Annotated in this window: 37 protein-coding genes; 2 read left to right on the plus strand and 35 right to left on the minus strand. The window is 72.4% G+C overall.

Annotated features, from left to right (window positions below):
- Positions 1–17: 17 nt before the first annotated feature.
- The 12 genes from OH768_RS33755 to OH768_RS33810 all read right to left on the minus strand — a co-directional run bounded on the left by OH768_RS33755 (position 18) and on the right by OH768_RS33810 (position 11,198).
- Positions 18–1,694: a terminase gene (locus OH768_RS33755; protein ID WP_406459739.1), complete on the minus strand. Its 1,677-nt coding sequence runs from the start codon at positions 1,692–1,694 to the stop codon at positions 18–20.
- 9 nt (positions 1,695–1,703) lie between these two features.
- On the minus strand, positions 1,704–2,198 hold the full coding sequence (locus tag OH768_RS33760) for a hypothetical protein (RefSeq protein ID WP_406459740.1): 495 nt from the start codon (positions 2,196–2,198) through the stop codon (positions 1,704–1,706).
- Between the two features lie 49 nt (positions 2,199–2,247).
- On the minus strand, positions 2,248–2,841 hold the full coding sequence (locus OH768_RS33765) for a bifunctional DNA primase/polymerase (RefSeq protein WP_406459741.1): 594 nt from the start codon (positions 2,839–2,841) through the stop codon (positions 2,248–2,250).
- 794 nt (positions 2,842–3,635) lie between these two features.
- Positions 3,636–3,938, minus strand: a complete 303-nt coding sequence (locus tag OH768_RS33770) for an HNH endonuclease (RefSeq protein ID WP_406459742.1) — start codon at positions 3,936–3,938, stop codon at positions 3,636–3,638.
- Positions 3,935–4,180: a hypothetical protein gene (locus OH768_RS33775; RefSeq protein WP_406459743.1), complete on the minus strand. Its 246-nt coding sequence runs from the start codon at positions 4,178–4,180 to the stop codon at positions 3,935–3,937. Before OH768_RS33775 ends, OH768_RS33770 begins: the two co-directional genes overlap by 4 nt.
- Before the next feature lie 595 nt (positions 4,181–4,775).
- Positions 4,776–4,952 carry a hypothetical protein gene (locus tag OH768_RS33780; RefSeq protein ID WP_406459744.1) on the minus strand — a complete coding sequence of 59 codons (177 nt, stop codon included), beginning with the start codon at positions 4,950–4,952 and terminating at the stop codon, positions 4,776–4,778.
- The gene (locus tag OH768_RS33785) at positions 4,945–5,358 is read right to left on the minus strand and encodes a tyrosine-type recombinase/integrase (protein WP_406459745.1); all 414 of its coding nucleotides are present in this window, start codon (positions 5,356–5,358) and stop codon (positions 4,945–4,947) included. The genes OH768_RS33780 and OH768_RS33785 overlap by 8 nt, the downstream gene beginning before the upstream one ends.
- Positions 5,359–5,370: 12 nt before the next feature.
- Entirely contained in the window at positions 5,371–5,832 is a 462-nt protein-coding gene (locus OH768_RS33790; protein WP_406459746.1) for a hypothetical protein, read from the minus strand.
- A gap of 9 nt (positions 5,833–5,841) precedes the next feature.
- Positions 5,842–6,102, minus strand: coding sequence for a hypothetical protein (locus OH768_RS33795; protein ID WP_406459747.1), 261 nt, complete (start codon positions 6,100–6,102; stop codon positions 5,842–5,844).
- Positions 6,099–8,207 carry a hypothetical protein gene (locus OH768_RS33800; protein ID WP_406459748.1) on the minus strand — a complete coding sequence of 703 codons (2,109 nt, stop codon included), beginning with the start codon at positions 8,205–8,207 and terminating at the stop codon, positions 6,099–6,101. The genes OH768_RS33795 and OH768_RS33800 overlap by 4 nt, the downstream gene beginning before the upstream one ends.
- A gap of 11 nt (positions 8,208–8,218) precedes the next feature.
- Positions 8,219–9,736, minus strand: coding sequence for a hypothetical protein (locus tag OH768_RS33805; protein ID WP_406459749.1), 1,518 nt, complete (start codon positions 9,734–9,736; stop codon positions 8,219–8,221).
- 124 nt (positions 9,737–9,860) lie between these two features.
- Entirely contained in the window at positions 9,861–11,198 is a 1,338-nt protein-coding gene (locus OH768_RS33810; protein WP_406459750.1) for a DUF2637 domain-containing protein, read from the minus strand.
- 209 nt (positions 11,199–11,407) lie between these two features.
- On the opposite strand from OH768_RS33810, the gene OH768_RS33815 reads away from it, so the two are divergent.
- Both OH768_RS33815 and OH768_RS33820 read left to right on the plus strand, forming a co-directional pair.
- Positions 11,408–11,611: a hypothetical protein gene (locus tag OH768_RS33815; protein ID WP_266930813.1), complete on the plus strand. Its 204-nt coding sequence runs from the start codon at positions 11,408–11,410 to the stop codon at positions 11,609–11,611.
- A 91-nt stretch (positions 11,612–11,702) separates the two neighbouring features.
- Positions 11,703–11,927 (plus strand): hypothetical protein, encoded by a 225-nt coding sequence (locus OH768_RS33820; RefSeq protein ID WP_266930812.1) that lies wholly within the window; start codon positions 11,703–11,705, stop codon positions 11,925–11,927.
- A gap of 3 nt (positions 11,928–11,930) precedes the next feature.
- Here OH768_RS33820 and OH768_RS33825 read toward each other — a convergent pair whose 3' ends face one another.
- From OH768_RS33825 to OH768_RS33935, 23 genes are all read right to left on the minus strand, one after another.
- Positions 11,931–12,890, minus strand: a complete 960-nt coding sequence (locus tag OH768_RS33825; protein ID WP_406459751.1) for a hypothetical protein — start codon at positions 12,888–12,890, stop codon at positions 11,931–11,933.
- Between the two features lie 162 nt (positions 12,891–13,052).
- On the minus strand, positions 13,053–13,397 hold the full coding sequence (locus OH768_RS33830; protein ID WP_406459752.1) for a hypothetical protein: 345 nt from the start codon (positions 13,395–13,397) through the stop codon (positions 13,053–13,055).
- 33 nt (positions 13,398–13,430) lie between these two features.
- A complete protein-coding gene (locus OH768_RS33835; protein WP_406459753.1) occupies positions 13,431–13,658 on the minus strand; it encodes a hypothetical protein in 228 nt (75 codons plus the stop codon).
- Positions 13,655–14,242 carry a hypothetical protein gene (locus OH768_RS33840; protein WP_406459754.1) on the minus strand — a complete coding sequence of 196 codons (588 nt, stop codon included), beginning with the start codon at positions 14,240–14,242 and terminating at the stop codon, positions 13,655–13,657. The genes OH768_RS33835 and OH768_RS33840 overlap by 4 nt, the downstream gene beginning before the upstream one ends.
- Complete coding sequence (locus OH768_RS33845) at positions 14,239–14,469, minus strand: hypothetical protein (protein ID WP_406459755.1); 231 nt, start codon at positions 14,467–14,469, stop codon at positions 14,239–14,241. The genes OH768_RS33840 and OH768_RS33845 overlap by 4 nt, the downstream gene beginning before the upstream one ends.
- Positions 14,466–14,969 carry a hypothetical protein gene (locus OH768_RS33850; RefSeq protein ID WP_406459756.1) on the minus strand — a complete coding sequence of 168 codons (504 nt, stop codon included), beginning with the start codon at positions 14,967–14,969 and terminating at the stop codon, positions 14,466–14,468. Before OH768_RS33850 ends, OH768_RS33845 begins: the two co-directional genes overlap by 4 nt.
- Positions 14,966–15,898, minus strand: coding sequence for a hypothetical protein (locus tag OH768_RS33855; RefSeq protein WP_406459757.1), 933 nt, complete (start codon positions 15,896–15,898; stop codon positions 14,966–14,968). Before OH768_RS33855 ends, OH768_RS33850 begins: the two co-directional genes overlap by 4 nt.
- 12 nt (positions 15,899–15,910) lie before the next feature.
- The gene (locus OH768_RS33860; RefSeq protein ID WP_406459758.1) at positions 15,911–16,285 is read right to left on the minus strand and encodes a hypothetical protein; all 375 of its coding nucleotides are present in this window, start codon (positions 16,283–16,285) and stop codon (positions 15,911–15,913) included.
- Positions 16,285–16,728: a hypothetical protein gene (locus OH768_RS33865; protein WP_406459759.1), complete on the minus strand. Its 444-nt coding sequence runs from the start codon at positions 16,726–16,728 to the stop codon at positions 16,285–16,287. The genes OH768_RS33860 and OH768_RS33865 overlap by 1 nt, the downstream gene beginning before the upstream one ends.
- A 2-nt stretch (positions 16,729–16,730) precedes the next feature.
- Complete coding sequence (locus OH768_RS33870) at positions 16,731–17,003, minus strand: hypothetical protein (protein WP_406459760.1); 273 nt, start codon at positions 17,001–17,003, stop codon at positions 16,731–16,733.
- Complete coding sequence (locus OH768_RS33875; protein ID WP_406459761.1) at positions 17,000–17,206, minus strand: hypothetical protein; 207 nt, start codon at positions 17,204–17,206, stop codon at positions 17,000–17,002. The genes OH768_RS33870 and OH768_RS33875 overlap by 4 nt, the downstream gene beginning before the upstream one ends.
- Positions 17,203–17,829, minus strand: a complete 627-nt coding sequence (locus OH768_RS33880) for a crossover junction endodeoxyribonuclease RuvC (RefSeq protein ID WP_406459762.1) — start codon at positions 17,827–17,829, stop codon at positions 17,203–17,205. The genes OH768_RS33875 and OH768_RS33880 overlap by 4 nt, the downstream gene beginning before the upstream one ends.
- Positions 17,826–18,296 carry a phiSA1p31-related protein gene (locus tag OH768_RS33885; protein ID WP_406459763.1) on the minus strand — a complete coding sequence of 157 codons (471 nt, stop codon included), beginning with the start codon at positions 18,294–18,296 and terminating at the stop codon, positions 17,826–17,828. Before OH768_RS33885 ends, OH768_RS33880 begins: the two co-directional genes overlap by 4 nt.
- Positions 18,293–19,108, minus strand: a complete 816-nt coding sequence (locus tag OH768_RS33890) for an exonuclease domain-containing protein (protein ID WP_406465551.1) — start codon at positions 19,106–19,108, stop codon at positions 18,293–18,295. The genes OH768_RS33885 and OH768_RS33890 overlap by 4 nt, the downstream gene beginning before the upstream one ends.
- Positions 19,105–20,220 carry a hypothetical protein gene (locus tag OH768_RS33895; protein WP_406459764.1) on the minus strand — a complete coding sequence of 372 codons (1,116 nt, stop codon included), beginning with the start codon at positions 20,218–20,220 and terminating at the stop codon, positions 19,105–19,107. The genes OH768_RS33890 and OH768_RS33895 overlap by 4 nt, the downstream gene beginning before the upstream one ends.
- 3 nt (positions 20,221–20,223) lie before the next feature.
- On the minus strand, positions 20,224–21,051 hold the full coding sequence (locus OH768_RS33900; protein ID WP_383873621.1) for a hypothetical protein: 828 nt from the start codon (positions 21,049–21,051) through the stop codon (positions 20,224–20,226).
- Positions 21,048–21,398 carry a hypothetical protein gene (locus OH768_RS33905; RefSeq protein ID WP_406459765.1) on the minus strand — a complete coding sequence of 117 codons (351 nt, stop codon included), beginning with the start codon at positions 21,396–21,398 and terminating at the stop codon, positions 21,048–21,050. Before OH768_RS33905 ends, OH768_RS33900 begins: the two co-directional genes overlap by 4 nt.
- A complete protein-coding gene (locus OH768_RS33910) occupies positions 21,395–22,285 on the minus strand; it encodes a hypothetical protein (RefSeq protein WP_406459766.1) in 891 nt (296 codons plus the stop codon). Before OH768_RS33910 ends, OH768_RS33905 begins: the two co-directional genes overlap by 4 nt.
- The gene (locus OH768_RS33915; protein WP_406459767.1) at positions 22,282–22,560 is read right to left on the minus strand and encodes a hypothetical protein; all 279 of its coding nucleotides are present in this window, start codon (positions 22,558–22,560) and stop codon (positions 22,282–22,284) included. The genes OH768_RS33910 and OH768_RS33915 overlap by 4 nt, the downstream gene beginning before the upstream one ends.
- Positions 22,557–23,033, minus strand: a complete 477-nt coding sequence (locus tag OH768_RS33920; protein WP_406459768.1) for a hypothetical protein — start codon at positions 23,031–23,033, stop codon at positions 22,557–22,559. The genes OH768_RS33915 and OH768_RS33920 overlap by 4 nt, the downstream gene beginning before the upstream one ends.
- Positions 23,030–23,428, minus strand: coding sequence for a hypothetical protein (locus tag OH768_RS33925; protein ID WP_406459769.1), 399 nt, complete (start codon positions 23,426–23,428; stop codon positions 23,030–23,032). Before OH768_RS33925 ends, OH768_RS33920 begins: the two co-directional genes overlap by 4 nt.
- A gap of 76 nt (positions 23,429–23,504) precedes the next feature.
- The gene (locus tag OH768_RS33930) at positions 23,505–24,008 is read right to left on the minus strand and encodes a hypothetical protein (RefSeq protein ID WP_406459770.1); all 504 of its coding nucleotides are present in this window, start codon (positions 24,006–24,008) and stop codon (positions 23,505–23,507) included.
- Positions 24,005–24,358, minus strand: coding sequence for a hypothetical protein (locus tag OH768_RS33935; RefSeq protein ID WP_406459771.1), 354 nt, complete (start codon positions 24,356–24,358; stop codon positions 24,005–24,007). Before OH768_RS33935 ends, OH768_RS33930 begins: the two co-directional genes overlap by 4 nt.
- Between the last annotated feature and the right edge of the window lie 87 nt (positions 24,359–24,445).

A 24,445-nucleotide genomic window follows, 5' to 3' on the forward strand; every position in this document is an offset into this window, starting at 1 on the left:
GCCCCCCTTCGGGTCGGTCAGAACGTGCCGCCGAACATCTCTTCTTCCTCGGCCGCGACGCCCTTCGCGATCGCGTCGAGGCGGCACTGCCACGCCAACACGGCAGCGACCGCCGCGTCGATCTTGTTCGGGCTGTCGGGATGAGCCTTGGCGATCTGCAGGCCCGAACGGCTCGGCCGGCGGCGGGCGTTGCACAGATGCCGTACGAGCGCCGACGTCCCGTCGTGCGTGAGTTCGCCCTCGGTGAGCGCGGTGTGAAACTTCTCCAGCGCTCGCACGATCAGCGTCGAGCGGCCGCCGGTCATCCACCACTCGACCGGATGGTTCCGGGTCGCCTGCACCTGCAGCCGCGGGCCGTACGCCGCTTCCCAATCCGCCACGTGGCTTTCCCACTTGGCGGGGTCCGCGTAGAACCCGACGACGTCGTACGTCGCGAACGCCTCGTGCACCGCGGCGAGCACCTCGACGACCGGCACCTGCCAGTCGATCGGAGCGCCGTCCGGGCCGAGCTGCGGCCGCTCGGGCTGCTCCCACACGCCGATCGTGAACAGGTGCCCGTCGGACAGCCGGCAGCCGATCAGCGCCGTCGCGTCGGTCACGCCGCGCGCACGCTTCCGCGAGCCGTCGAACCCGAGCACGATCCGGTCGCCGGGCTGCACCGAGCGGCCGAGGTCGGACGACGCCCGCACCTCGGGCTCGGTGAGCCACGCGTCGGCGGCGTGGGTGATCTGGTTCAACAGGTCGGCGCGCAGATCCTGCGGCTCGTTCGAGGTGTCCCAGAATTCCGACGTGAGCCGCTCGATCGGCGACCATCCCGGCGAGCACGGCGGGTCGTGCAGCACGCACCCGTCGGGGTGATCGCTGCTGTCGCCGTACGCGTACCGCAGCCCGGCGACGAGCGACTGCTCGTCGGTCATGTCGGTCTCGGGCGGCGCCTCGCGGTGATCGGCGAGGATGCCCCGCGCCCGCGATCGGCCGTCGATGATCGCCTGATAGTCGGCCGCCGACTTCTCAGCTACCGACCCGACGCCCGGCGTGTACGCGTTCGGTGTCTCGATCAGCGACCCGCCCAGCTTCGCGGCGTTGAACCGCATCACCTTCGCGAGCCGTACGCCGCCGTTCGTCGCGGTCCATTCCTCGGTCTGGTCGAGCGACGCGAAACAGGCGGGGTCGCCCTTTGTCGACGTCGCGCTCGACGTGATCGGGGAGACCTCGCCGCGCGGCAGATAGATCACGGTGTCGAGGACGTCGAGCCCGTAGTCGGTCGACAGCGACCGGCCGCGCGCCATCTCCAAAAGCGGGATCCACGTGTTGTCGGTCTGCTGCTCGGTCACCGCGGCGATACGCACGAGCGGCGTACGGATCGAGTGCCACGGCCGGCCGATCGGCTCGCCGTACGAGTCGAACCCGTCCGCGACGACGTCGGCGCACGCCTCGGTGAGCGCGATCGCCCCGACGAACGGGCTCTTGCCCCACCCTCGCGGCCGACTGAGCAGCGCACGGTGAATGACGCGCTTCCCGGTGAGCGGGTGCACCTCGTAGTACCGCAGCAGAAACTCAGCCTGCTCGGCCGTCGGAATGAACGGCTCGCCGTCGTCCCGGCCGGGCTGCGCGAGGTTCTGCATCATCCAGTCGAGGACGTAGTACCCGAGCGTCGGACGCTCGCCCTCGTACTCGGGGCCACGCCACGGCATGACGCCCCCCTACGTGCCCGTGCTGTCGCCCTGGTCGGTCTTCCCGCCCGGCATCATTCGCAGGTTCCCGTACCGCTCACGTGCGGACGGACCGCCCGAGCTGCCGCGACCCTGGTCGGCGCCGTCCGCCTCGGCGAACACCATGCGCAGCCGGGCCCGGTCCGCGGGCGTCGCGCCGAACGCGGCGACGCGCAGCCGCAGTTCGCCGGCCGCCGACAGATCGCCGCGCCACAGCCGGGCGTGAATCAGGGCGGTGTCGAGCAGGTACTGCCAGTCGGACGAACCGAAGTGCTCGGCCTGCGGCGAGTCGATCCACATCTGCCACCACTCGCGGGTGCGCTCGGGCCACACGAACTCGACGAGCTGCTCGTCGCGCTCGATCCGAAAGTCGGGCAGCTCGGGCGCCTCGGCCCGCTCCCACCTGAGCACGGTCTGCGGGATCGCGTCGGCGTTCCTGCGCGCCTTCCTGCCCGCCGGCTTCGGCGCCGGTCCCATGCCGCCCATGGCTGTACCTCCCGTGTCGGGTGTGCCGCAGCACGCCCGTGTCGGGGCGCTACAGCAGCGAGTCGATTACGTGCTGCAGGTCGCCGAGGCGCTGCGGCGTGCCGCCGAACGTCCGCCCCGTGACCGCGATGTACCGGCCGGTCGCGTACACCTCGACCGAGCCCTCGCCGAGCTGCAGCCGACGCCCTGCGTCGCCCGGCAGCCGGCCGTGCCCCCACACGTGCAGACCGTCGCCGCCCTGCGACACCTCGACCCACGTCGAGTCGCCGACCGCGTCGAGGACGTTGCGCGCCCAACCCGCGACCGCGCCCTCGTCGTCGAGGCAGTGATCGAGGTCGAGGCAGACGACGCCGTCGGCGGCGAGGACGAACCCGAGCCCGGCGCCCGCCGTCGAGCGGGCAGCGTCGCGGTACGTCGACCAGGACGCGGGGTCGGTGCTGCTCGCCGTACCGCCGTCAACGGACACCGGTACCTTGCGCGAGGTGCGCCGCACCCACCGCGGCCGGCTGGTCAGCTCGGCCGGGATCGAGCGGGCGGCACGGTGAGCAGCAGCTCGGCACGCCGGCTTGCAGAACCGCGCGTGCCGCCGGGCCGTGATCGGCATCGGCTCGTCGCAGTGCTCGCAGGTGCGCCTCGTCGTCATGGGTCCATCATACCGCGGCGTACGCTTTTAGCGCTCTGACCTGCATGTATCAGGTTCGTATCGGGGAGTGCGGCAGGCTGAGAGGCGATCTGCGGCCCCTCAACCGCGCGCCATCAAATCAGCCTGCCGCATCCCTGCCCGCCCGCCAGCGGACCGCCCGCGCCCCGCAGCGCGGCCGTTTTCCCCAGACCCGTACAGATCCTTAGCCGCAGCACCTCCCGAGCCGCAAAGGGGGCGGGGGGAGGGAGTCACCCCCCAGGGGGGAGGGTCGATCTCGGCGAGCGATCTCGGGGTGTCGTGTCCGGGTGTCGTAGTTCCGTCGCGGTCGGCAATCTGTGCCATCCGTACGGCAGTTGCATGCCCCTGACCTGCGGTTATGTGCAGTGCCTTACAAACGTGCAGGTCAGAGACTTACGGCATGAGTGGTGTCTGCACCTCGTCGTACGTGCTCGACGTGCTGCTGTCGTGCTCACACTCGCCACTGAACGATGCATAAACGTGCAGGTCAGAGCGTTGCGATCGTCGTGCAGCGTGCGTGATTTGCTCGCCCGTCCGGTACTTGTGTCCTCGGTCCGCAAATCGTGCGCTGCGTACGGGAGTTACGACGCTCTGACCTGCAGCTTTGTGCATGTCCGTCGAGCCTCGACTGTGTGCTGCCGACCTCGGCCGGGCAGTGTCTCGGGCTCGCCTCGTACTGCACTGCTCTGACCTGCAGCGATGTACGCACCTGCGCATACGTGCAGGTCAGGGGGGTGCAACTCGGGGCGGGGGGTGGCGATTTGGTACCGGGGGTGTCAGATCAGACCGGGGTGTCGCTCGGCCGGGCGCTGCCTGCGTACGGCCCACCGTGCGGCGTTGCCCTGTCTGCTGCTCTTGACCGCGTGGCAGTCGGCGCACAGCGCCTGCAGCATCACGATCCGGTGATCATGCTTGTCGCCGATGTGGTCGACCTGATTCGCCGGGCGAGCGCACACGCGGCCGTCGATCCGGTTGCGGCACCGGTACTCGTCGCGCTGCAGCACGGCCGGTCGGATCACGGTGTACCAGTCGGGCGGCAGCTCGGCCCGTCGGTTGCTGCCTACCCACCCGCCGCTCATGCGTCGTCGTCCTCGTCGTCCTGGTCGCGGCCGTCGTCGTACGGCTCGGCTCGCTCGGCGCTGCTGTCGAGGGCTGCGTCGGGCGTGAACCCGAACGTCGTACCGGGCTGCGTCGGCTGCTCGCTGCGCAGCGCGTCGAGGATGCGCAGCGCAGCGTTCTCGGCGTCGTCGAGGCGGCGTCGGCTGTAGCCCTTCGCCTTGATCTCGACCTCGTGTGTCCCGTCGGTGAGGCGTACGCGCATGGTGGCCGGTTCCTCCCGACGGTGGGTGGCACGCGCGGGGCGGGCAGCAAACCCGCCATGGTTTGTACGTCACCACCCCGCGCGAGTGGGGGTGGCGCCGCCTCGGGGGGTGAGGCGGCGCCGTGCCGGTCGAGGGTGGGGTGCCCGGCCGGCGGGTGGGGGAACGACAAACGCCCCGCTGTAGGGCGGGGCGTTCGGGAAGATTCGGTGTCCGGGCATGGCGGACTTGCCGACAAGAGTGCGACACGTGATCGTCAGAGTCAAGTTCGGGCGGCGAGTTGAGAGTGAGATCGGTTCGAGCGCTCGCCCGCTACTACCTGTAGGTGCTCTCTCTACGGCCACCCCCCTATATAGGGGAGGGGAGGGGAACGCGCGCGCGCGAGTCCCCCGAACGTCCCCCAGGGACACAACGCGTTGACCTGCGTACTCGTCTGAGAATCGCGATCGATCCGCGTGCGATTCGTCGACGATTCGCGATCGATTCGCACGCGATTCTCGTGCAGAACTGCGTCAAGTGCCGTCGCCCACCGCGGACATGCAGGCGCCCCGTACCGCGAGGGATGCGGTACGGGGCGCAGGTGCAGCGGCCGGGGCGCTACTCGGTGTCGGCGACGGTCGCGACGAGTTGCTGCAGCTTCCCGCCGAACGACAGCCGGCCCGTGGGTACGTCGGTGCCGGTCGCCCCGGCGGCGAACGCGTCGGCGACGAACGCGGCGATTTCGTCGAGGGTCATGAACTTGCCCGCGGGTACGTGTTCGATCTTCTTAGACACCGGTCACCCCCTGCGCGGGGCGGCGAGCTGCCTGCCCGGCGCTGCGGAACGCGTGGATGCTGCCCGCGCCGACCTCGCGGGCGCGGCGTGCAGCAGAGATACGGCTGATCGGCTGCTCGGCAACCTGCAGCGCCGGCCCGTCCGCCCGTTCGCCGATCACCTGCCGCAGCAGTCCGGCGGCGCGGTCGCCGAGCGGCACGGACACCGGGCCCGAGCCTCGTTTCGGGTACTCGACTCGGGCGGTTCCGGCGCCGAACTCGACGTCGCGCACGTCGAGCGACAGGGCGTCGCCGAGGCGTACCTCGCCCTCCCACAGCAGCGCCCACAGTGCACGATGCGCGACAGGCACAGACTCGTCGGCGAGCAGCTCGTCGAGCCTCTCTCGGGTCAAGGTGAGCTGAGTCATGGCGGCAGTCCTCTACTTCCTCGGGCCGTTCTGCGACTTCCAGCCTGCCAGGAACCCGCGGTTGTTCGTGATGTTGTACGTCGGCGCACCGCGGCGGCCGGAAGGCAGCGCCCACACGAGCCCGCAAACCGCGGCGGCCGCGAGGAACTGCACGAGGCTGTCGACGAGTATCTGCAGCGCCTGCATGCCGAAGTACGCGCCCACGCCCGCCCCGGCGGCGAACACGCCTTTAGCGGCAGTGCGTTGCGCCTGCGGGTCGAGTCCGGGTGTTGCCGGGGGTGCAACGGGCGCGACCGGCACGTACTCGGGTCCGTACTGCGGGTGCAGCATGCCGTCGATCCGTACGTACCCGATCACGCGCATGCCGGGCGGCGGGGCGGGCACGAGCTGCTGCTCGGCGTACGAGGCGACATGGGTCGGGGTCACGGTGCGGTCGAGGGGCGACGGCCGGGCGAGGGAGCGTTCGGGGTGCATGGCGGGGTCCTAGCTCGCGGTGTCGGGTCGGTGGCGTTCGATGTGGTGGCCGAGGCCGAGCAGCAGCAGACCGAGCCGGTCGACGCCGAGCCCGGCGAGCAGTACGACGACGAGGTGCAGCAGCGGCAGCGCGAGGTGCGGGCCGTCGACGGTGTCGATGTGGAACAGCACGACGACGATCGGCCCGACGGGGGCGGCGGTCCGCAGGACGTCGCCGGCTGCGCGTACGGCTCGTGCGGTACGGCGGCGGGCGGGCGAGGGGCGGGTCATGACGAGGTGCCTCCGTCCGAGGGGAGCACGGCGTATCGGCCGTACTTGGCCTTGTGCACGCGAGGGTCGGCGGCGAGCCATCGGCCGATCGTGGCGGCGTGCGGCGGGTCGACGTCGGGGTACAGGCGGGTGATGAACTCGCGGATCGCCTCGGGCCCGATCCCGGCCGGGCCGGACTTGAGCACGACCTCGTACACGAGCGCCTTGCGCGGGTCGCCGCCGGCCGGCTGTGCCTCGTCGAGGGCGGCGGGCGGCGTGTACGTGAACCCGCTTGCCTCGAAGATGCCGCGCACCTCGGCGTCGAGGTCGGGGTCGCGGTCGGTCGTCTCGTCGATCTCGCCGCGGATCCGGCGCATCGTGGCGTCGGCGTCGGCGATCGCGTCCTCGCCGGTCGGCACCGAGGCGGGCGCCGTCGGCTCGGGGTCGTCCCAATCGGCGGTTGGGTCGGTGTAGCCCTCGCGTACCGGCCGCTCGGCGGGCGGGTCGGCGACGGCGGTCGCGGCGGGTGCGGCGCTGCCGTTGAACAGGTGGTCGGTGTTCTCCCACCTGCGGGCGTACGGCTCGCCCGCGGCGAGGCGGGACAGCTCGTCGAGTTCGGGGCGGTACTCGGCGGTCGCGACGACGATCTTCGCGATCTCGCTCGGCGTCATGCGGTACACGACCAGGGCGCGCGCGGGGTCGTCGAGAACCTTGATCGCACCCGTACCGGCGGTCGGCATGTCCTCGGGCGAGATCTTGTCGCCCCACCCGAACAGGTACGCGACCTCTCGCTCGTCCGACTTCATGGCGATCTTGAGGCCGGACTGCACGACGAGCTGCGGCTCTTCGAGCACATCCTGCGTTGCCCGCAGCGCCGAGGCGATCACGTTGCACGCGACGGCGCGCGCGAGTTCGACGACCTGCAGCAGCACGTCGCCGGCCCTGCGCAAGGTAGGGTGCTTGCGCGCCTTTGCCGAGTACAGCTCGGCGACCTCGTCGGCGTTCGCGATGATGCCGGGCACGGCGGCCGACACCGGGATCTTGTCGTCGTCCGCCTCGATCTGCAGGTCGGCGTATCCCGGCTTCCTGGCCTTAGCGATGCGCAGCAGCGCCTCGGCCATGGCGAGCACCTTCTCGGGGGTGTCGGCGACCCAATCGATCGGCGGCCGGCCGGGGCGTCCGGCTTTCGCCCACGCGCGCAGCCACGGCAGCGCGAGCGAGCCGCCGTTGAGGTCGATCACCCACACGAGGACGTCGACCATGCGGAGTTGCCCGGCGATCGCCACGTTCATCAGGTTCGACTTGCCCGACCCCTTGCGGCCGGTGAAGATCGCCGTCAACTGTCGGATGCACGGCGCTGCCTCGCTGCCGTCCTTGTGAATGCCGAGCTGCAGCCCGTCGTTCAGCGAGCGGGGCGAGTAGTCGTCGGGGTACATGGTCGGCCCGGCCGCGACCTGATTCGCGGTCTCGATGTTCGCGAGGAACGAGCCGCGGTCGGCGCCCTCGGTGATCTCGACCGAGCAGCCGTTCGGCAGCCGCGCGTCGCCGGCCAACCCGTCTTGGTGCCGCTGAATGTCGCGCCACGTATACCCGCCCTCGGGCAACCGCCCTTCGAGGGTCATGCCGCCGCTCGGCCACATCTCGACGCCGACGACGAGCACGCCCTCGATCCCGCACACGCGCGAGAACCGCGCCGACCACTGCTCGGCGAGCGCCCGGTACCCGCGCATGATCCCGCTGTGCGCGGCCGCCGTGTCCTCGGCCGCGGCCGCCGCCTCGGCCCGCCGCCGCGCAGCACGGTTGCCCGCCATGGCGGCGCCGAGCCCGACCGCACCCGCCGCGAGGGTGGCGAGACAGTTGACCGTCCACGGGCCCGAGTTGAGCGCCCACGAGCACCATGCCCCCGCGCCGACCCATGCGGCCGCGCGGAGTACGAGACTGCCGCGCCCGGCGCCGGACTGCCGGCCCGCGATGTGCGAGCCGACGAGCCCGGCGCCTGCGACGCCGACACCCCACCAGGGGGACGCGCCGGCCGCGTTCGCCGCGTACGAGGCGGCGAGCGCGGAACCGGCGGCGCTGAGCGGGGCAGTGAACGGGCCGTGCCCCGACTCCCAATCGATCTGCACTGTCTGCCCTTTCACAGCGAGGTGTCGGCGTTCGCGCGCACGTCCCACTCGCGCTCGCCCGTGCGCTGGTTCTGCAGGCGCTCGATGTCGACGTGATGCAGCTTCCGGAACGCGCCGGGCAGCTCGCGGGCGAGTTCGCTCGCCTTCATCTGCAGGCGGTAGATGCCCTGCATGATCTCGATGATCCGGGGGTCGAGCGGCTGCTCGGCGTGGGCGCGGGCGGTCGAGATCTTCATCGCGTTCGCGATGTGTTCGAGGGAGTCGGGCAGGGCGGCGAAGTCGCGGCCGACCTGCATCATGCCGTCGGGCGAGTAGGTCGTCGCGATGCGTTCGAGTTCCATCGCAGGTGCAAGGAAGTGGTGTCCGCCGGACATGGCGTGTCCTCCGTGGGTCGAGCGGGAACCGCCGGCGGTCGCCGGGCGGCGTACGAATGTGGCGACGGGCGGCGGCGACGAGGCGACCGTCGGGCCCGTCATGGCCGGACCGCCGGCTGTACGGCGAGCTGCCCGACGCTGTCGGCGGCGCTGCCAGACGGCGCGCAGCGTGGCGAGGCCGGCGCGCACGCTGCGGTTCCACACGAACGAGGCGGCGCCCGCTATCCCGGAAAGGGCGCCGTCCCACAGCGCGCCCGCGGCACGGCCGATGCGGCGAGCAGCAGCTCGTCGTGCCGTCGCGGTGTTGCGCCACAGTGCGCGGGCGGGGGCGGCCGCCCACCGACTGACGCGACCGACACCGCGGGCAGTGCGCGCGATGCCGCGCCCCGTGGCACGGATGCCGCGCCCTGTGTTGACCATGCCGCGGCGGGCTGCGCTCGCGGCGGGGCGTACCCGTCCGAGCAGGCTGCGCGAGCGGGGCGTGCGTGTCCTGGTCGACGAGGTCGAGGGCGACGTCGAGGGCGAGGTGCCACCCCGCTTGGGGCGCTTGTGCTTGCCCCCGCTCGTGGGCGTGGGCAGCCGGGGCGACTTGAGCCGCCCCGCGCCCCGACCGCCGAGTGAGCCGAGGGCACCGAGGGCGCCCCGCCGGGTCCGCCCCGGCGTCCGGGGCGCCGCCCCGCCCTGCGCCCCGGCGGCCGCCCCGCGGGATCCGCCCCGACGGGGCGCCCCGCCCCGCCCCGAGGTGCCGCCCCGCCCTGCGCCCCCGGACGCCCCGCCCCGAGTACGCCCTCGGTTCGAGGTGCCCGCCCCGCCCCGAGTGCGCCCTGCGACGGCGGTCGTACGACGGCGGACGGAACGCCGGCGCTGCAGGGCGCCCCCGGCCGCGAGGGCGACGACGGTCGCGGCCGCGCCCGCCAGTCCAGCCGGGCCGGCTGCCTGATACGCGGCGGTCGCCACCATGGCCGAGGTGTTGCTGACGCCGATCACGAGCGGCTCGACCGGCACGCCGCGGCTGCGGGTGGCGCGCGGTGCGGGCTCGGCTGCAGCCTCGGCAGCCGGCTCGGGCGTGGGTACGGGCGGCGGCGCTGCGGCCGCCTCGACGGGCGGTTCGGGCGCGGCCGCGGCGGGCGCGGGCGGTGCTGCGGTGTCTGACACCGGGGTTGCTCCTTCACTGCGACTGCGGTCGTTGTGATCGAGGGGTGGGTGCGAGGGCGTGTATCGGCCGGTCAGAGGGGGGTGAGGTCTGACTGTGACTGCAGTCGCGGTCACAGTCAGACCGTCATGTGCCGGTGAGCGCCCGCACGTTGGGCGAGCCGAGTTCGAGCAGCTTCGGGTCGTCCGCCTCGACCTCGTCGCGCAGCTTCTGCGCGTGGCGACGGGACTTGTACGGGTAGCCGAGCGCGTGCTCGGACTGCAGCAGCTTGACGATCACGCCCTCGCCGGGCCGGCCGTTCAGCTCGGCGTACAGCGCCTTGATCTTCTTCTTCACCTCGGCTCGGGTCGGCGGCCGCTGCTCGTCGCGGGGCGCCTCGGTCTCGTCCTCGTCGGCGGGGCGCTCCGGGGCGCCCTCGTGGTTCGGGGCGGGTTCCTCGGGGGCGCCCTCGCTGTCGGGTGCGCCGCCCTGCGGGGCGCCCTGGTCGTCGGGGGCGGGGCGTTCGGGGGCGCCCTCGTTCTGCGGGGCGGGGGCGGCCGGGGCGCCCTCGGGTTCCGGGGCGGGGCGCTGCGGGGCGCCCTGCGCCGGGGCGGCCGGGGGCGGGGGCGGCAGCTCGGGGGCGCCCTGCGGGGCGGGGGCGATCGCCGGGGCGCCCTCCCGTTCCGGGTCGTCGAACGGGGCGGTCTCATCCCATGCCGGGTCGTACCCGCCGGCGTAGTCGATCGCCGGGGCGGGGGCGGCCGGGGCGGGCTCGGCGACGAGGGCGCCCTCGACCGGGGTGAGGGGGCGCCCGTACCGGGTGAGCCGCAGCGCGAGCACTTCCTCGAACGGCGCCTTGCTGCGCCACCTGCGCCCGTACCGGTGCCGCAGCCGAGCCCGCTCGGTCAGCCGCTCCTGTTCGAGGGCGATCACCTGCTCGTACGACCGCAGTTCCCACAGCTTCATGCGCCGCCACAGACGGAACGTCGAGATCGGGTCGAGCAGCCACCGCGAGAGGCGTACCGACTCCATGTGCTTCGCGGCGCTGATGTCCGCGGCGATGCCGATCGCGTGCCGCGCCGCCTCGACGACGACCACGAACAGAATCGGGATCACGGCATGCATGCCGACGCCGATCGGGTCGGGCCACGCGGCCGCCCCGTTGAACGCGATCGTCGCGACGGTCAGCAGCCACGCGGTTTGACGCAGCAGCCCGAGCGGCATACGCAGCCATGTGAGCAGCAGATCGAGCGCGAGCAGCACGAGAATCCCGGCGTCGAGCCCGATCGGGAAGAGCAGCGCGAACGAGCCGAAGTGCTTCGCTTCCGCGAGGGTGCGAACCGCGGCGTACGAGCCGATGAACCCGATCAGGGCGATCACGGCAGCGCCGAGCGCTACGCCGGCGATGAGCTTGCGCTGCAGGGCGGTGAGCTGCGGTCGGTCACGCTCGGGTTCGGTGCGGCGCTCGCCGTTACTATCAGCCACGGATCGGCCCTCTGCTCGACAGTTGGGGGCACGGTCCGCCCCGACCTATGGCGTTCGCGGCGCCGGCCGGGGCATTCCGTTGTGCGGGTTCGACCGTAGGTGAACCTGCTTTACAGTGTCAACAAGGTTAGGGCAGGATGAGCGCCATGCCAGAGCGGGAAGAGCCGCCGACACACGGTGCGGGCGAGGGAGAACCGAGGTTGGGGAACATGTCCCAGGTTGCTGCCGAACTCGGTGTGTCGCGGCAGTACGTGCACACGTGGCGCCGTACACACGAGGACTTCCCAGCGCCCCGCCGTCGGCCCGGCAGCACCCGTGACGAGTGGGATCTCGACGAGGTGCGTCGCTACTGGGATGCGCGAGACCTACGGCCCGGCGAGCGCACCGACCTACACGCCGACGACGAGCAGTGACCCGGACCCCGCCCGATGTGGCGGGGTCTCGTCGTACCCGGACGGGGCACCTCGCGCTGCGAGCGGCGGCAGCCGGCCGGACCATGACCGTATGGACGCGCAGCGCCCCGTGATCGTGAACCCGCCCTCGCCGACCGGCGGCCGCCGCGTGCGGGTCGACGGCGAGATTCTCGGGCTCGCGCACAGCCTCGTCGACGTCGCCGAGTTCCTGCGCCGAGCCGGCCTCGAACTCGAACCGAGCGAGGTCGCCGAGTCCGGCCTGATCGAATGGCGAGGCGGCGGCCCCCAATCGTGGGGAACCGCCGCCGACGGGTGAGTGCTACGCGGCCGCGCGATCCCGAGCTGCTGCTCGCTGCCGAGCCCGATCGTCGGCCCGCTTCCGGCGCCGAGCCGCCTCGTCGAGTTCCCGCTGCAGGGCGGCGAGCTGCGCGGGTGTCGACCACGTGCGGCGGCCGCCGTCGAGCCCGACCGGCGCCGTGCAGTCCGGACCGGCGCACGTCACGATGTCGTTCTCGCCGCCGCCCGCGTGCATCGTGAGATCGCTGCCGCAGTACGGGCACGGCCGATCCATCGTCACGGCGTACCGGTCGACAGTGCCGCCGATCGTCCGCTCGATCCGGCGCGCTGCCTCGCGGGCGACGAGTCCGATCGCCGCCCGGTGATGGTCGCGCAGGGGCAGGCACGGTCCCTCGTCGCCGCGCAGCCGGCCGAGTAGCCACTCGGCGGCGCGTACGGCCGACCGGTCGCCCATGGTGAAGTGCCACCGGTTCGGGTCTGCCTCGTCGCGGGCGGCGAGCATGCCGAGGGCGAGCCCGACCGGGTCGCCGGGGATCGGCCGGCGCAGCGCCTTGACCGTGTCGCGCTGAATCTCGGCCGCGATCTGGTCGGCGATCGAGCACAGTGCGACCTCGACGGCACGGCACGCGTCGACGACGTGCAGCCGCAGCGGCACCGGGCGCTCGCCGAGCTGTCCGGGGTGCCGGTCGGGGCGCGGCAGATGGCTGCGACCCTCGCCGGCGTAGTCGCAGTGCAGGCACTCGTACCGCGGCCGGCCGTGCTCGTCGGTCTTGGTGACGAGGTGCTGCGCGTGCTGCAGCAGTAGGGCAGTCTCGTCGCGGTCGTGCTCGTCGAGGGTGCGCAGGTACTCGGCCTTGCCCATGGCGGGCGGCCACGTGTCCGAGGTCTGCGAGGTGTCGATCAGGGCGCGCAAGTGGGTCCAGTGGTCGACAACGACCTGCAGGTCGTCGAGGGCGGTACGGGGGCGGGCGGTGTGCTGCATGGTGAGCGCTCCTGTGGTGCGTGGGGCGTAGGCTGATCACACCGCGTAGGGGCGCCCCGGATTGCTTGCCGGCATGGGGCGCCCCGCCGTCATTTCAGGGGTGGGCGAGGTAGTCGCAGGAGACAAAAACCTCGAGTTTTTTGATCATGAAAACGTTCCTCCCTACCCCTCCGATCCGGCGCCCGGCATGAACCGAGCGATCTGCCGCATGGCGTTCGCCTCGACGAGATCCCACGCCCGGCCGGCGTCGGCCAGGATCCGGCGCCGCAGGTTCATCACGGCGTGATGCGCGTCGACCGCCTCGGGCAGCGACGTCGGCTCGGGCAGATCGAGGGCGCACTCGATACGGCCGAGGGCGGCGGCGTCGAGGATCGCGTCGAGTTCGGCGAAACGCCGCGCCTCGGTGTGTGGCTGCCGGTGTCGCCACATACGGATCGCGTCGAGGGCGGCGTGCAGAGGGGCGGTCGCCGGGTCGGCGGCGATCGGGGTCGCGGTCGTGTTGTCCACGGGGTTCCTCACAGTCTGTGGATGGCGGGCGGGTCAGAGGGTCGGCAGCACGTCGTGCATGTCGCGTCCGGTCGCGTCCGGCTTGCGCCGTCGAGTGACGGGCGTGTCGTAGCCGGCGAGCGGGTTCCGGGGGCCGTGCAGCCATGCGAGGGCGGCGGCGAGTTCCTCGTCGGTGAGGTCGTCGGCCGCCTCGCCGTCGCGCTCGTCGAGGTCGGGCTCGTCGGGCTCGTCGAGGTCGTCGAGGTCGTAGGGCTCGGTCATGCCGCCTCTCCTGTACCGGTGTTGAGCCACGGCGCGAGGGCGCCGAGCACGACGTCGATGCGTGCCTCGGTCCGGTCGGCGATGCACCTGCACTGCGAGGTGCGCTCGCACTTCGGGCACGGAACGGGGCGGCGTAGGGCGTGTTCGAGAACGCGTCGGACGACGAGCGGGGCGGCGCCCACTTTATCGCCCACGCCCGTGGGCGTGGGCAGTGCGGCCGTGTCGTCCTGGTCGACGAGCACGATCTCGGTCGCGCCCTGATGCCCATGGATGAACTCGACGCTCACGCGGCCGCGGTCCCAGAACACGGCCGAGGGGTGCTCGCCGCGCCACCGCACCGAGGCGGTTCCGTCCGGCCACAGCACGCCGTCGGCGACCGATCCGTCGCCGCTCACACCGCTCACGTCATGGTGACGGCGCACGGTGAACCGCAGCGGCACGAGCTGCTGATCGGGGCGTACGACACGGCGCCCGGTGAGTTCGAGGGTGGCCTCGTCGAGCAGCGCCCGAGCGGCCTCGTCGTCGACGACGCGACGGGCGAATGCGAGCAGCGCCTCGACGGCGGTCATCGGCTTGTCGGTCATGTTGCTGTCTCCCTGGTCTGTCGGTAGCGGAGGTTCACGCCGTAGCCGTTCTCGTGATCGATCGAGGCGACGGCGGCGCCGAGTTCTGCCCAGTGACGCGCGGCGTCGGGGTCCGGCCCGCGGCGCTGCTGCTCGCGGGCGCGGCCGCGGCGGGGTCGGGGTCGAGCGCCGCCGAACGTGCCGTCGGGCACGGTCTCGGCGAGCTGCTTGTCGACGGACACCTTCACGAGGACACCTCGCATTCCTGGGGTGCGGTGCGCGCAGCCTCGCGGGCAGCTCGTACCGCCTCGCGTGCCTGCAGGTACGTGTCGTTCGGACGACCGGCGGCCGCCGGCTCGGATCCGGTGAGCAGCGCTCGCAGCTCGACCGGTTCGGCGCCGCCGCGGCGTACGCCCTCGCGCTCGGCCCGCAGCGCCGCCCGGTAGCCGGGGATGTTGTCGGGGTCGAGGTGCGGGTGCGAGGTCGGCTCGAAGGTGCCGACGTGCCGGTCGAGCCGGCGGCGAGCCTCGGTGCGCCACCGGGCGGCGATGTCCTTCGGCATGACCGCCCACGCCGACTCGGCGTAGTGGTCGCCGACCGCCCGGCCGGCGAAGTCGAGGGGGACGTCGCGCAGGATCGCCGCCCACATCGTGAGCTGCGCAGCCTGCTCGGTCTCGTTCACCTTCACGACGCGGTCGTCGACGAGGGCGATCTGCGACAACAGGTCGAGGGTCTCGTCAAGGGTCACGACGCGGTACCTCCGTTCAGGCGCTCGCGCAGCCGGTCGAGCCCGGCGCGCTGCTGCTGTGACTTGGTCATGGGCTGCTGCGCGAAGGGGACGACGACGCCGCCCGCGCCCTGCGCCGCCTCGGTGCGCTCGTTCTCGGCCCACTGCTGCCAGCGGCCGCCGAACCCGGCGGCGCGCACCTGGTCGTCGAGCATGCGCTGCCGGAACTTGCGGGTGACGGCGTCGAGTTGCTGCGCGGTGAGCTGCTCGCGGCCGGCGTCGGCGCGGGCGAGCTGCGCGGCCTGCACGTCCTCGTCTCTCGGCTGCCAGTCGGCGGCGATCTGAGAGAGAGCTGCCCGGCCGCGCACCCCACCTGCAGGTGCCTCTCTACCTTCACCCCCCTCGTGGGAGGGGAGGGGAGGGGAGGGGTTCGCGTGCGTGCGAGTCCCCGAGCTGTCCCCAGGGGACGCACCGCCGTGACCTGCGTAGTCGTCATATTCCGGCGTGCGGTCCGTCGACGAATCGTCGTCGAATCGGCCGCGATTCTCGTGCGGACCGTCGGCGAACCCGCCACGGTTCGGCAGCGGATCTTGTACGGCGCGCTGCCGGCGCTTCTTCTCTGCGGCCCGCTCGCGCTTGCCCTCGACCTCGGCGCGCGAGGGGTTGTAAGGGGCGAGGTAGTCGTGAATGAAGTAGTCGCCGGGCGCCGGCTGCGCGCACTTCGGGTGCCTGCACGAGTGACCGTGTTCGTGCCACAGTCCGGCCGCGAGCAGCTTCGCGATCTGCGGCTTCGAGCCGTACATCTTCGCAATGGCGCCGGGCACGATGCCGTCGGTCAGGTGCTGTGCGGCGTAGGCGCCGCAGCGCAGCCACAACCCGAGCGCCGCGTTACCTGCGGCGACGAACTTCGGGTGTGAATGGGCGTTGTCGTCAACGGCGAGCCAGGCCATAGGGGTTGTCTCCTATCCGAGGGTGAGCTGTCCCTCGGGAACCGAGGTCGTACGGGGGCGGCGCCCGCCTCGCCCGCGCCCGTGGGCGTGGGCGCCAGTGCCGGGGGGCGCCGTGCACTGATGGTCGATCACGTGCGGGCGGGTGCACTCCGCCTTGCGTCGGTGGCAGTCGGCCCACTGCAGGTCGGGTCCGCCCGCCGAGGTGCGTACACACCAGTCGAGCCGGTTCGGCTCGCGCAGCATCGCGGCCGCCGCGGCGGTCAACTCGTCGGCGTCGGCGGTCACATCGAGCGCCGCCCGGTTGCCGACGAGCTGCCGCAGTACGGTGCGGCCGCAGCGGCAGCGCTCACGACGAGCGCCGCCACTGCTGCTCGGGGGGCGGGGCATCAGTACTGCTCGACCCGGTTTCCGCCTCGCTGTGCACGCCTGCGTTCCTCGTGCGCCTCGAACTCGCCCTCGGTCGGCTGCACCGCGAGCAGCTCGGCGACGGTCGCCTCGACGTCCTGCGAGCCGGGCCCTATCTCGTCGAGCGTGCCGTTCATCTTGCGCTGCCGGTACATCGCGCGCTGCACCTCGCGCAGCAGCCGGATTTGATCGCCCTCGGTGGCGACCTCGGCGAGCTTGACCCTGAGTTTCACCTGCGGGTCTTTGTCCTCGTCGGCGGCGTGACCGGTGTACGTCGTGCTCGCGAACTCGACGACCGCGACGATCCGGGCGCCGGGCGACTCGAACAGTCCGCGGCGCAGGATCGCCGGGATCGCCTGCTGCAGCATCGCCGCGGCACTGTCGAGCTTGACCTCGACCTCGGCCTCTTCGTTCAACCTGGGCATGTCTACTTCCTCCGTCGCTTGTTGAGGGACTGCTGCAGCGCCGCGTACTGCCGGGCGGCCGCTGCTCGTATCGCTGGGATCGGGCACTCGTCGCGGCGGTGTCGGCCGTAACCGATCACGAGCGACTCGACCTCGACGTCGCCCTGCGCGGCCTTGCTGAACCGCCCGCACGGACAGTCGGCGTCGGCCACGGCGAGCCCTCGGTTACCGTCCTTGCGCACCCGCAGCCCGTAGCCGGGGTGCGGGTTGCCGATGGTCGGCCCGATCCCGTTCACGGCTGCTCGCCGCCGAGGGCGACGACCGCGTCGTCGTCGAGCAGCCCGCACTCGCGCCAGTGCTCGACGAGGTCGCCCTGATCGGGTACCGGCGGCACCGGTCGGGAGGTCGCCGCGGCGATCTCGTCGGCCGTCCGCCGCCGCGGGGCAACGGCAGTTCCGGGGAGCGGAGCGCCGACGGCGGTCGAGCGGCGGCGCCTCATGCCGCGGCCCCCATCACGTACCGCTGCACGTACGCGTCGGGCCAATCCGCCTTGCCGAGGGCGTCGCGCTGCGCCTGCGGCATCGAGAACCGCGGCAGCCCGCACCAGTCGTAACCGGCTGCGCGCAGCCACCATGCGTCGGCCTGGTCGGCGCCCTCGTCGTTCTCGAACTGCGCGCCGTCGGCGAGGAACGCGGCCGCGGTCATGTCCCGTTTCGAGGCGGCGCCGTTGTCGGCCGCGTACTTCTTGAGCGTCGCCGGGGCGACGTACGCCCACGGCACGTCGGCGTCGAGCAGCAGCGCTTGCACGACGCCGTGCAGGGCGGCGATCGGCTTGAGCGACCTCGGGTGCATGCGGGTCGGCAGATCCTCGATCACGGCGAGGTGCGGCCGGTGCTCGGCGATCTCGGCGATCAGCGCCCCACGGATGTGCAGCAGCCGGCGCGGGCCGTCCTTCTGCCGGGTCCGGATCCGGAACGTCGAGCCGTCCGGCCTGCACACGCCGGTCGAGGTGATCGAGAGGTCGAGCCCGAACACGCGGAACTCGTCGGGGCTGCCGGTGCGGCGGTCGTCGAGCAGCAGCTCGTCGCCCACGGCGATCAGACCGGGGATCGTGTCCGTCATGCCGCACCGCCCGAGCGCGGGCTGATCGGGCCGTACAGGGCGCGCAGCACGCCGAGCGGCTGCACCTCGCCGTCGTCCTCGGCCCGCAGCAGCGGCTCGCCGAGCCGGTCAGTGCTGCCGTGCCACTTCCACTCGCGGTCGAACTCGTCGCCCCACAACAGCGACAGGTCCCACGAGTCCCCGCGCGGGTCGCGGTACACGCCGCGGTCGCGGTCGAGGCGGCCGCCGCGCGGGCGAGCCGGCTCGTCCTCGCGCGGCCGGTCGTGCTGCTCGGGCGCCGGGGTGCAGGGGAACGGGCCGTGTTCGGCGTCGAGCCGGTCGGCGATCCCGCGCAGCAGCTCGGCAGCGAGCGACTTGCACACGCCCGGCGTGCGCACGGTGTACGAGCCGTCGCGCTGCACCGCGACCACGATCGCGGCGTCGCCGTTGCGGTCGACGTCGAATCCGATGATGTTCCGGTCGGTCATGCGGGTGCCCCTTCGGTGCTCGGCTCGACCCACGGGCGCAGCGGCCACGCGCGGTCGACGACCGCGTTCGGGTCTGTCTTCCGGAAGTGCTTTTCGAGCCCGGCCGCCTGCTCGGCCGCCCAATCGATCTGTGCGGCGTGCAGCTCGGCGAGCGAGAGATCGCGGAACGCGTAGAACCGCGGCCGTCGGATCGCCTGGATCCGCTCGGGCAAGTCACGCCACCGCGTGTGTGCGATCTCCGCGATCCTGCGGGCGATCTGCGCGGCGGCGAGCGCGTCGAACGAGCAGCCGTGCGCCGCCTCGTCGTCCCACGGCACGCCGTAGACCTGCGCGAGCGTGACGAGCTGCCGCGCCCCTTGCTGCTCGCTCGGGCGCTTGCGGAACTGGTCGGCGTGCTGGTCGAGCACGCGAGTGTCGATCACGTGCAGCGGGGCGCCGTCGAGCCGGTCGTGCAGGGTCGGCAGTTCGTACCGGCGGCACTCGCGGTCGAGCAGCGTCAAGTCGTACGACACGTTGTGCCCGACGATCGCCGAGCCGGCGAGCAGCACCTGCCCGGCGAGTTCCGCAGCGATCTCGCCGACGACGTCGCGCGCCGGGTCACCCTTCGCTCGCGCATGCTCGGTCGTGATCTTGTGTACCTCGGTCGCCTCGGCCGGGATCTCGACACCGGGGTCGGCGAGCCATTCGCCGGCCTCGGCCTCGATCCCACCGCCGCGCGAGATCACAGCGCCGGTCACGATCCGGTCGTTCTCGACGTCGACGCCCGTCGTCTCCAGATCGAACGCGGACCATCGGCCGAAGTGCCACGTCATCGGCGTGCCCCCGATCCGGGCTGCGCCGCCGCCGGCCACGAGGTCGCCGGCTGCGCGGTCGGCGGTTCGGTCGCGTCCTGGTCGCCCTCGCCGAGCACCTCGACGTCGTACACGCCGTCGTCGTCCGGCCCGAGTTCGTCGCCGTCGCCGCCGTCGCCGCCGTCGTCCTGGTCGCCGACCTCGCCCGTCGTCGGGTCGATCCCCTTGTCGATGTCCTCGGCGATCCGCATGAGGTCGAGCGACAACTCGTCGGACCCGTCGCGGGCGACGTGCCCGGCGCGGTTCGCCCGGTGCCACACCTCGCGCACCTCGGCGGACGTACGGCACTCGCGGGCGTCGCCGAGGTAGTCGGGCAGCTCGGCGGGCGCGGCCTCGATCGCGGGCCGATTGAGGCTTGCCGGATCGAGGGCGGCCGCCGTGCTGATCGGACCGGTAAGGGCGTGCCGCAGCTTCGGCAGCGACGGCACGATCATGATCACTTGGAACTGCTTTGTCTTACCCTTGCGCAGTGCCTTGCGCTGCTCGATCCACATGCGGACGGGCATCATGCCTTTGCCGCCCGTCGCCTGCAGCACGGTGTCGAGCCCGCCGGCGAGCGCGTCGGCCGCGTAATACGACTTCGTCTCGATCCGCCACACGCCGAGGTCGGGCAGGTCGGGCAGGAACACGCCGACGCGGGACGTCGGGCGGCACACCTCGTCGGCGGGGCGCTCGTGCCATTCGTCGCCGTACCGCGCGAGGCAGATGCACGCGTCGCCCGACAGGCGCTCGGTCACGCCGTCGCAGCGCCGCGAGCAGCCGCCGCCCGTCCACATCTCGTACGACTGGTCGAGCGGGTCGCCGGCGGGCAGGATCGCCCGCAGCTCGCTCGCCTCGGTGATGACCCGCCACTGCGCGACGGGCTGCCCCTGCGGCGTCCACTGCTCGACCCGGCCGCCGTACAGCTCGGCCGCGGCCGCGACGTACTCGCGCGAGTGCGAGCTGAGAATGAACGTCTTGGACTTGACCGGGATCGGCCGCCCGTTCGGCTTCGGGTTGGGCCGGCTGTAGCCGGTGCGGATACGGCCGAGTTCGGCCGCCTGCCGCTTCATGGTCATGATGCGCGATCCCATGGGTCACGCTGCCTTTCGGTTGGATGCGCCCGGCGCCCACGGCGGGTCGATCGCCGGGTACGCGCTCGGGGCGTCGTGCAGGTATCGGGAGGTTTCGAGGGCGCCGAGGAATGCCCGGAACTGCGCCCGGCCGGACGGCACTTCGATGAACCGGCGACTGCGCGGCCGCAGGTTCAGCAGCGCCGTACGGTGCACCCGCGGCGCCGGCTCGCTGCTGTCGTCCGGCAGCAGCCACTCGGGGGCGTGCCGCAGGGCGGCGAGCTGCAGCGGCTGATCGTCGTACACCGTGCTCGCCGGCTTCTTCGCGCTCGTCTTGTAGTCGATGAGCCAGAGCTGCCGCCGCCGGAACCGGCCGGTCGGCAGCCACAGCCACAGATCGCCCGTACCGGCGTAACCGCGCTTGCGGTTCATCACGGTCGTCTCGACCGCCTCGACGTCGTGCTCGAAGTCGACGCGCCACAGCCGGAACCATGCGGCGAGCTGCACCGCGTACGGCTCGACCTCGGGGTCGTACGGGAACGGGGTGTTGAGCACGAGCGACACGGCCCGCAGGTGCACGCGGGTGCCGAGGTCGCGCGCCTGATCGGTGTACTCCCGTGACACGGCGACGAGTTCACGGCGCAGCGCCGTCGGCTCGGTGCGCGCCCGGCGGGCAGTCGTGATCGGGTCGGCGATGACGGCGTCGGCTGTGAGACCGGCCGCCCACGGCACGAGCGCCGGTTTCGCGATGCTGCCGAGCGCGTTCGTGACGCTGATCAGGTCCGGCCCGCCCGCGGGATCGGTGTAGTACCGCCCCCGCTCGGTGTCGTGCGCCCACTTCGGATCGGTCATCGCGCCGCCCCCGCCCACATCGCGGCGTGTCCGTCGCGGGCACCGTGGAAGAACGCAGCGATGCGGGCGAGGCGCCGTGCACGGACGAACGACGCGTCGGGCAGCGCCGACGGGCGCGGGCACGTGCAGGGCAGCACGGTCGGGAACTCGCACGGGCGCGGGTGTCGGTGAGTGGACTCGCCCTGTTGCGGCGATCCGCCGCGGGTGTCCTCCTCACTCCCGATGCCGTGCGCGGCGAGCAGCTCGCCGTCGTACTTCGCGAGCAGCTTCTCGACGAACCCGTTCGGGTCGCGGCTGTCGGCGTAGTAGACGCGCAGCGCGTGCTCGACCACGGTCCGGGCGCTCACTCCGCACCCCCCGCACGGTGCGCCCGGATCCTGGCATCGTGGCGTTCCCGTTCGAGCCGGGCGACGTCCGCGGCCATGTCGAGCGCCTCGTCGAGCCCGTACGCGAACGCCTCGGCCCGCCCGACGTCGGCGACGTACTGCCACCCGTCCGGGTCGAGCCACGCCCGCAGACCGGACACCGCGCCGTCGGTGACGGCCCACCGTTCCGAGCCGGCCGACTCGCGCTGTACGACGACCTCGCCGTACCCGCCGCCGAGCCCCTCGGGCAGCGGCACGCGGAACTCGACGGCGAGGGCGAGCTGCGCCGCGAGGTGCTTCACGTACTGCGCGAGCACCCACGGTTCGGCGCCGTCGAGGTCCCATCGGTCCGGGTCGGTCATGGTGGCGAGCACGTCGTCGGCGAGCTGCCGGTACGACTGCGCGTCGAGAACGAGGCTCGACGGGTTCAGGTCGTCGCCGAGCAGCGCGCGGCGGGTGCGCGCGGCAGCCTCGTCGATCGCCGCCTTACGCCCGAGCTGCCCGGCGATGACGGCGAAAAGCATGTGCTGCAGCGCCTCTTGCGCGTCGCGGGCGCGAGCCCCCGCCCGGTCGGCTGCCCAGCCTCGCCCCTGCGCGCGCTGATGCGCCATGCGCCACGCGATCCGGTACCGGTCGCGCTCGGTGCGCAGCCGCTGCACCTCCGGGTCGCTGTCGAGCACCTCGGCGCGCTGCGCGTCGAGCAGCGCATCGGCGGCGTCGCGGTGTTCTTCCGAGCAGTACGCGATCGGGTTGCTGTCGAGGTAGTCGCGATCGACCCGGCCGTACCGGTCGTGCGGGGCGTTCTTGCTGTACCACTGCGTGAACTGCGTCGTGTGGCAGTACCCGCAGTCACTGATGTACGCGGTCACTTCGGCTCACCCGCCCCGCGGTCGGCGTTGAGCAGCTCGACGAGGTACTCGGCGAGCGCCGGCCCGACGTCGATCACGGGCTCGGGGCAGCACTCGAACGCCGTCGGGTCCTCGGATGCCATGTGGTCGGGGTCGGTGCAGACGGGCGCGATCGCGTTCGCCTCGTCGTGCACGCCGTACTCGGTGTACGTCACGCGCCACTCGGGCCGGTCGCTGCCGGTCGTCTCGCGTAGGTACTCGGCCGCCTTGCGGCGGGCGTCGTCGAGGGCGTTCACGCTGCCTCACCCGCCTCGGCGAGCTGCGGAATGCTGTGCTCGGTACGGAACTCGGCGATCGCCTCGACGCAGCACACGGGCTCGCCCTCGACGCTGTGCTCGTCCTGATTCGTCGAGTCGTCGGCCGCCTCGTCGGCGGTCAGCACCTCCCACCGCAGCCGGCAGTGCGAGCACGTGTGCGTCTCGGTGCAGGTGACGGTCACCTCGTCGACCTGCGGGCGCTGCCGCAGCTCGGCCGCGATCTCGTCGCAGCGTCGCCGGTAGTCGCCCTCGACGTCGCGGCTCGCGAGGCTGTCACTCACGGACAGGAACCCGAAGTTGCCGAGGCGGCGGGGTAGAACCGCGACCGTGATCGGCCCGCTCGGGGCGACGAACTCGGCGAGGTCGTCGAGACCGGTGAGCCCGAGGTCGGCGGGGCGGCGAGGCTTGAGGGTGACCATCACGCGCCACTCGTCGCGATACGTCTTCTTCACGCGGCCGCACCCCTCTCGGCGTGCTGCTGCGAGGCGGTCGCCCGGCGGTCGGCGAGAGAGCGCAACTGCCCGGCGAGGCTGAGCACGAGCAGCCGCTCGGCGAGGCGCCCGCACTGCCGGCCGTACACGGGCAGCTTGGTGCGCACCTCGGCGACGAGGTCGTCGACGAGCCCCTCGAACGGCAGATCTTGCGGCCGCTCGATCAGGTGCGGGTCACGCGCCTGCATGTCGACGAGCCCGTCGAACCGGTCGAGGAACCGGTCGGTGAGCAGCGCCTCGACGACGTCGGTCACGACGCGCTGTACGAACGGCTCGACGTCGAGGGTTACGCCGGTCGGAATCGGCTCGGTGGTGATGCGGTACGGCCCGTCAACGGGCGTGTTGGGCTTGGTCATCGGGAACCCCCGGACGAGGCGGCGATCAGGACGGCGGCGACGATCAGCAGCCCGACAGCGACGAGTGCGTTCTCGATCACGGGCGGACCGCCGTCCGGCGCCCGAGGTCGGCGAGCTGCTCGCCGTACAGGGCGGGCACGCCGATGCCGACGAGGCGGGCGCGGACGCCGCCGACCTTGCAGCGGACGGTCATCGACACCCCGGTCGAGTCGGCTCGGGCGTCGCCGACGCCGAGCGCGTGCATCCACTGCTTCCAGTCGGCGAGCGACCGCGGGTGAACGACGAACTGCACCTCGCCGCCGGCGGCCGACACGTCGGGCTTGCCCGGCATGCCGTCGGCCTGCGCCCGCGCGGTGTCGGCGACGCTCTTCGCCCTGCGGCACTGGTCGAGGGCGGCGACGGCGGCCGGGCTCGGCGCGGGCCGGTTCTTGCCGGGCACCGAGAACGGGTCGGTCGACTGCTTGAGCAGTCCCAACTCGTCGAGCTGCTGCGCCGCTTCGAGGGCGGGGTCGCCCGTAGTGCCGTGCACGACGGCGGCGGCGATCGCGCGGGCTGCCCGCTCGATGTTCGGGTTCGTCATGCCGACGCCGCCCCTCGGAACTCGGCGGGCACGAACTCGTCGTGAACGAGGGCGACGTGCACGCGGATCCGGACGGTCGAGCCGTCGGCGCGCTGCGGCGACTCGGTGCGCAGCGTCCACAGCGACGCCCCGTCGAGGGCGGGCGCGCGGTTCACGTCGCCGCCGAGGGCGTACGTCCACTGTGCGAACTGCTCGCCGTCGGCGACGACGACGTGTACGCCGTCCTCGCGAACGAGCGGCGGCCGCACGGTCGGCAACATCAGGTAGTCGATCGCCGCCTCGACCGCCGCGAGCTGCGGGTCGATCTTCGGCGCCTTCGCGGAACGGAGCGGGATAGGCTGTGCGCTCAAGGCACTCGCCTCGCTTTCTGCAGTAGTTGAGTGGGGCGCGAGCCGACAGGGGTCGTTCCGGATGCCGGTCCGGGTCGGCCCCGACTC

Origin of the sequence: Streptomyces sp. NBC_01622, assembly GCF_045209635.1 — a bacterium.
GTDB lineage: Bacteria > Actinomycetota > Actinomycetes > Streptomycetales > Streptomycetaceae > Streptomyces.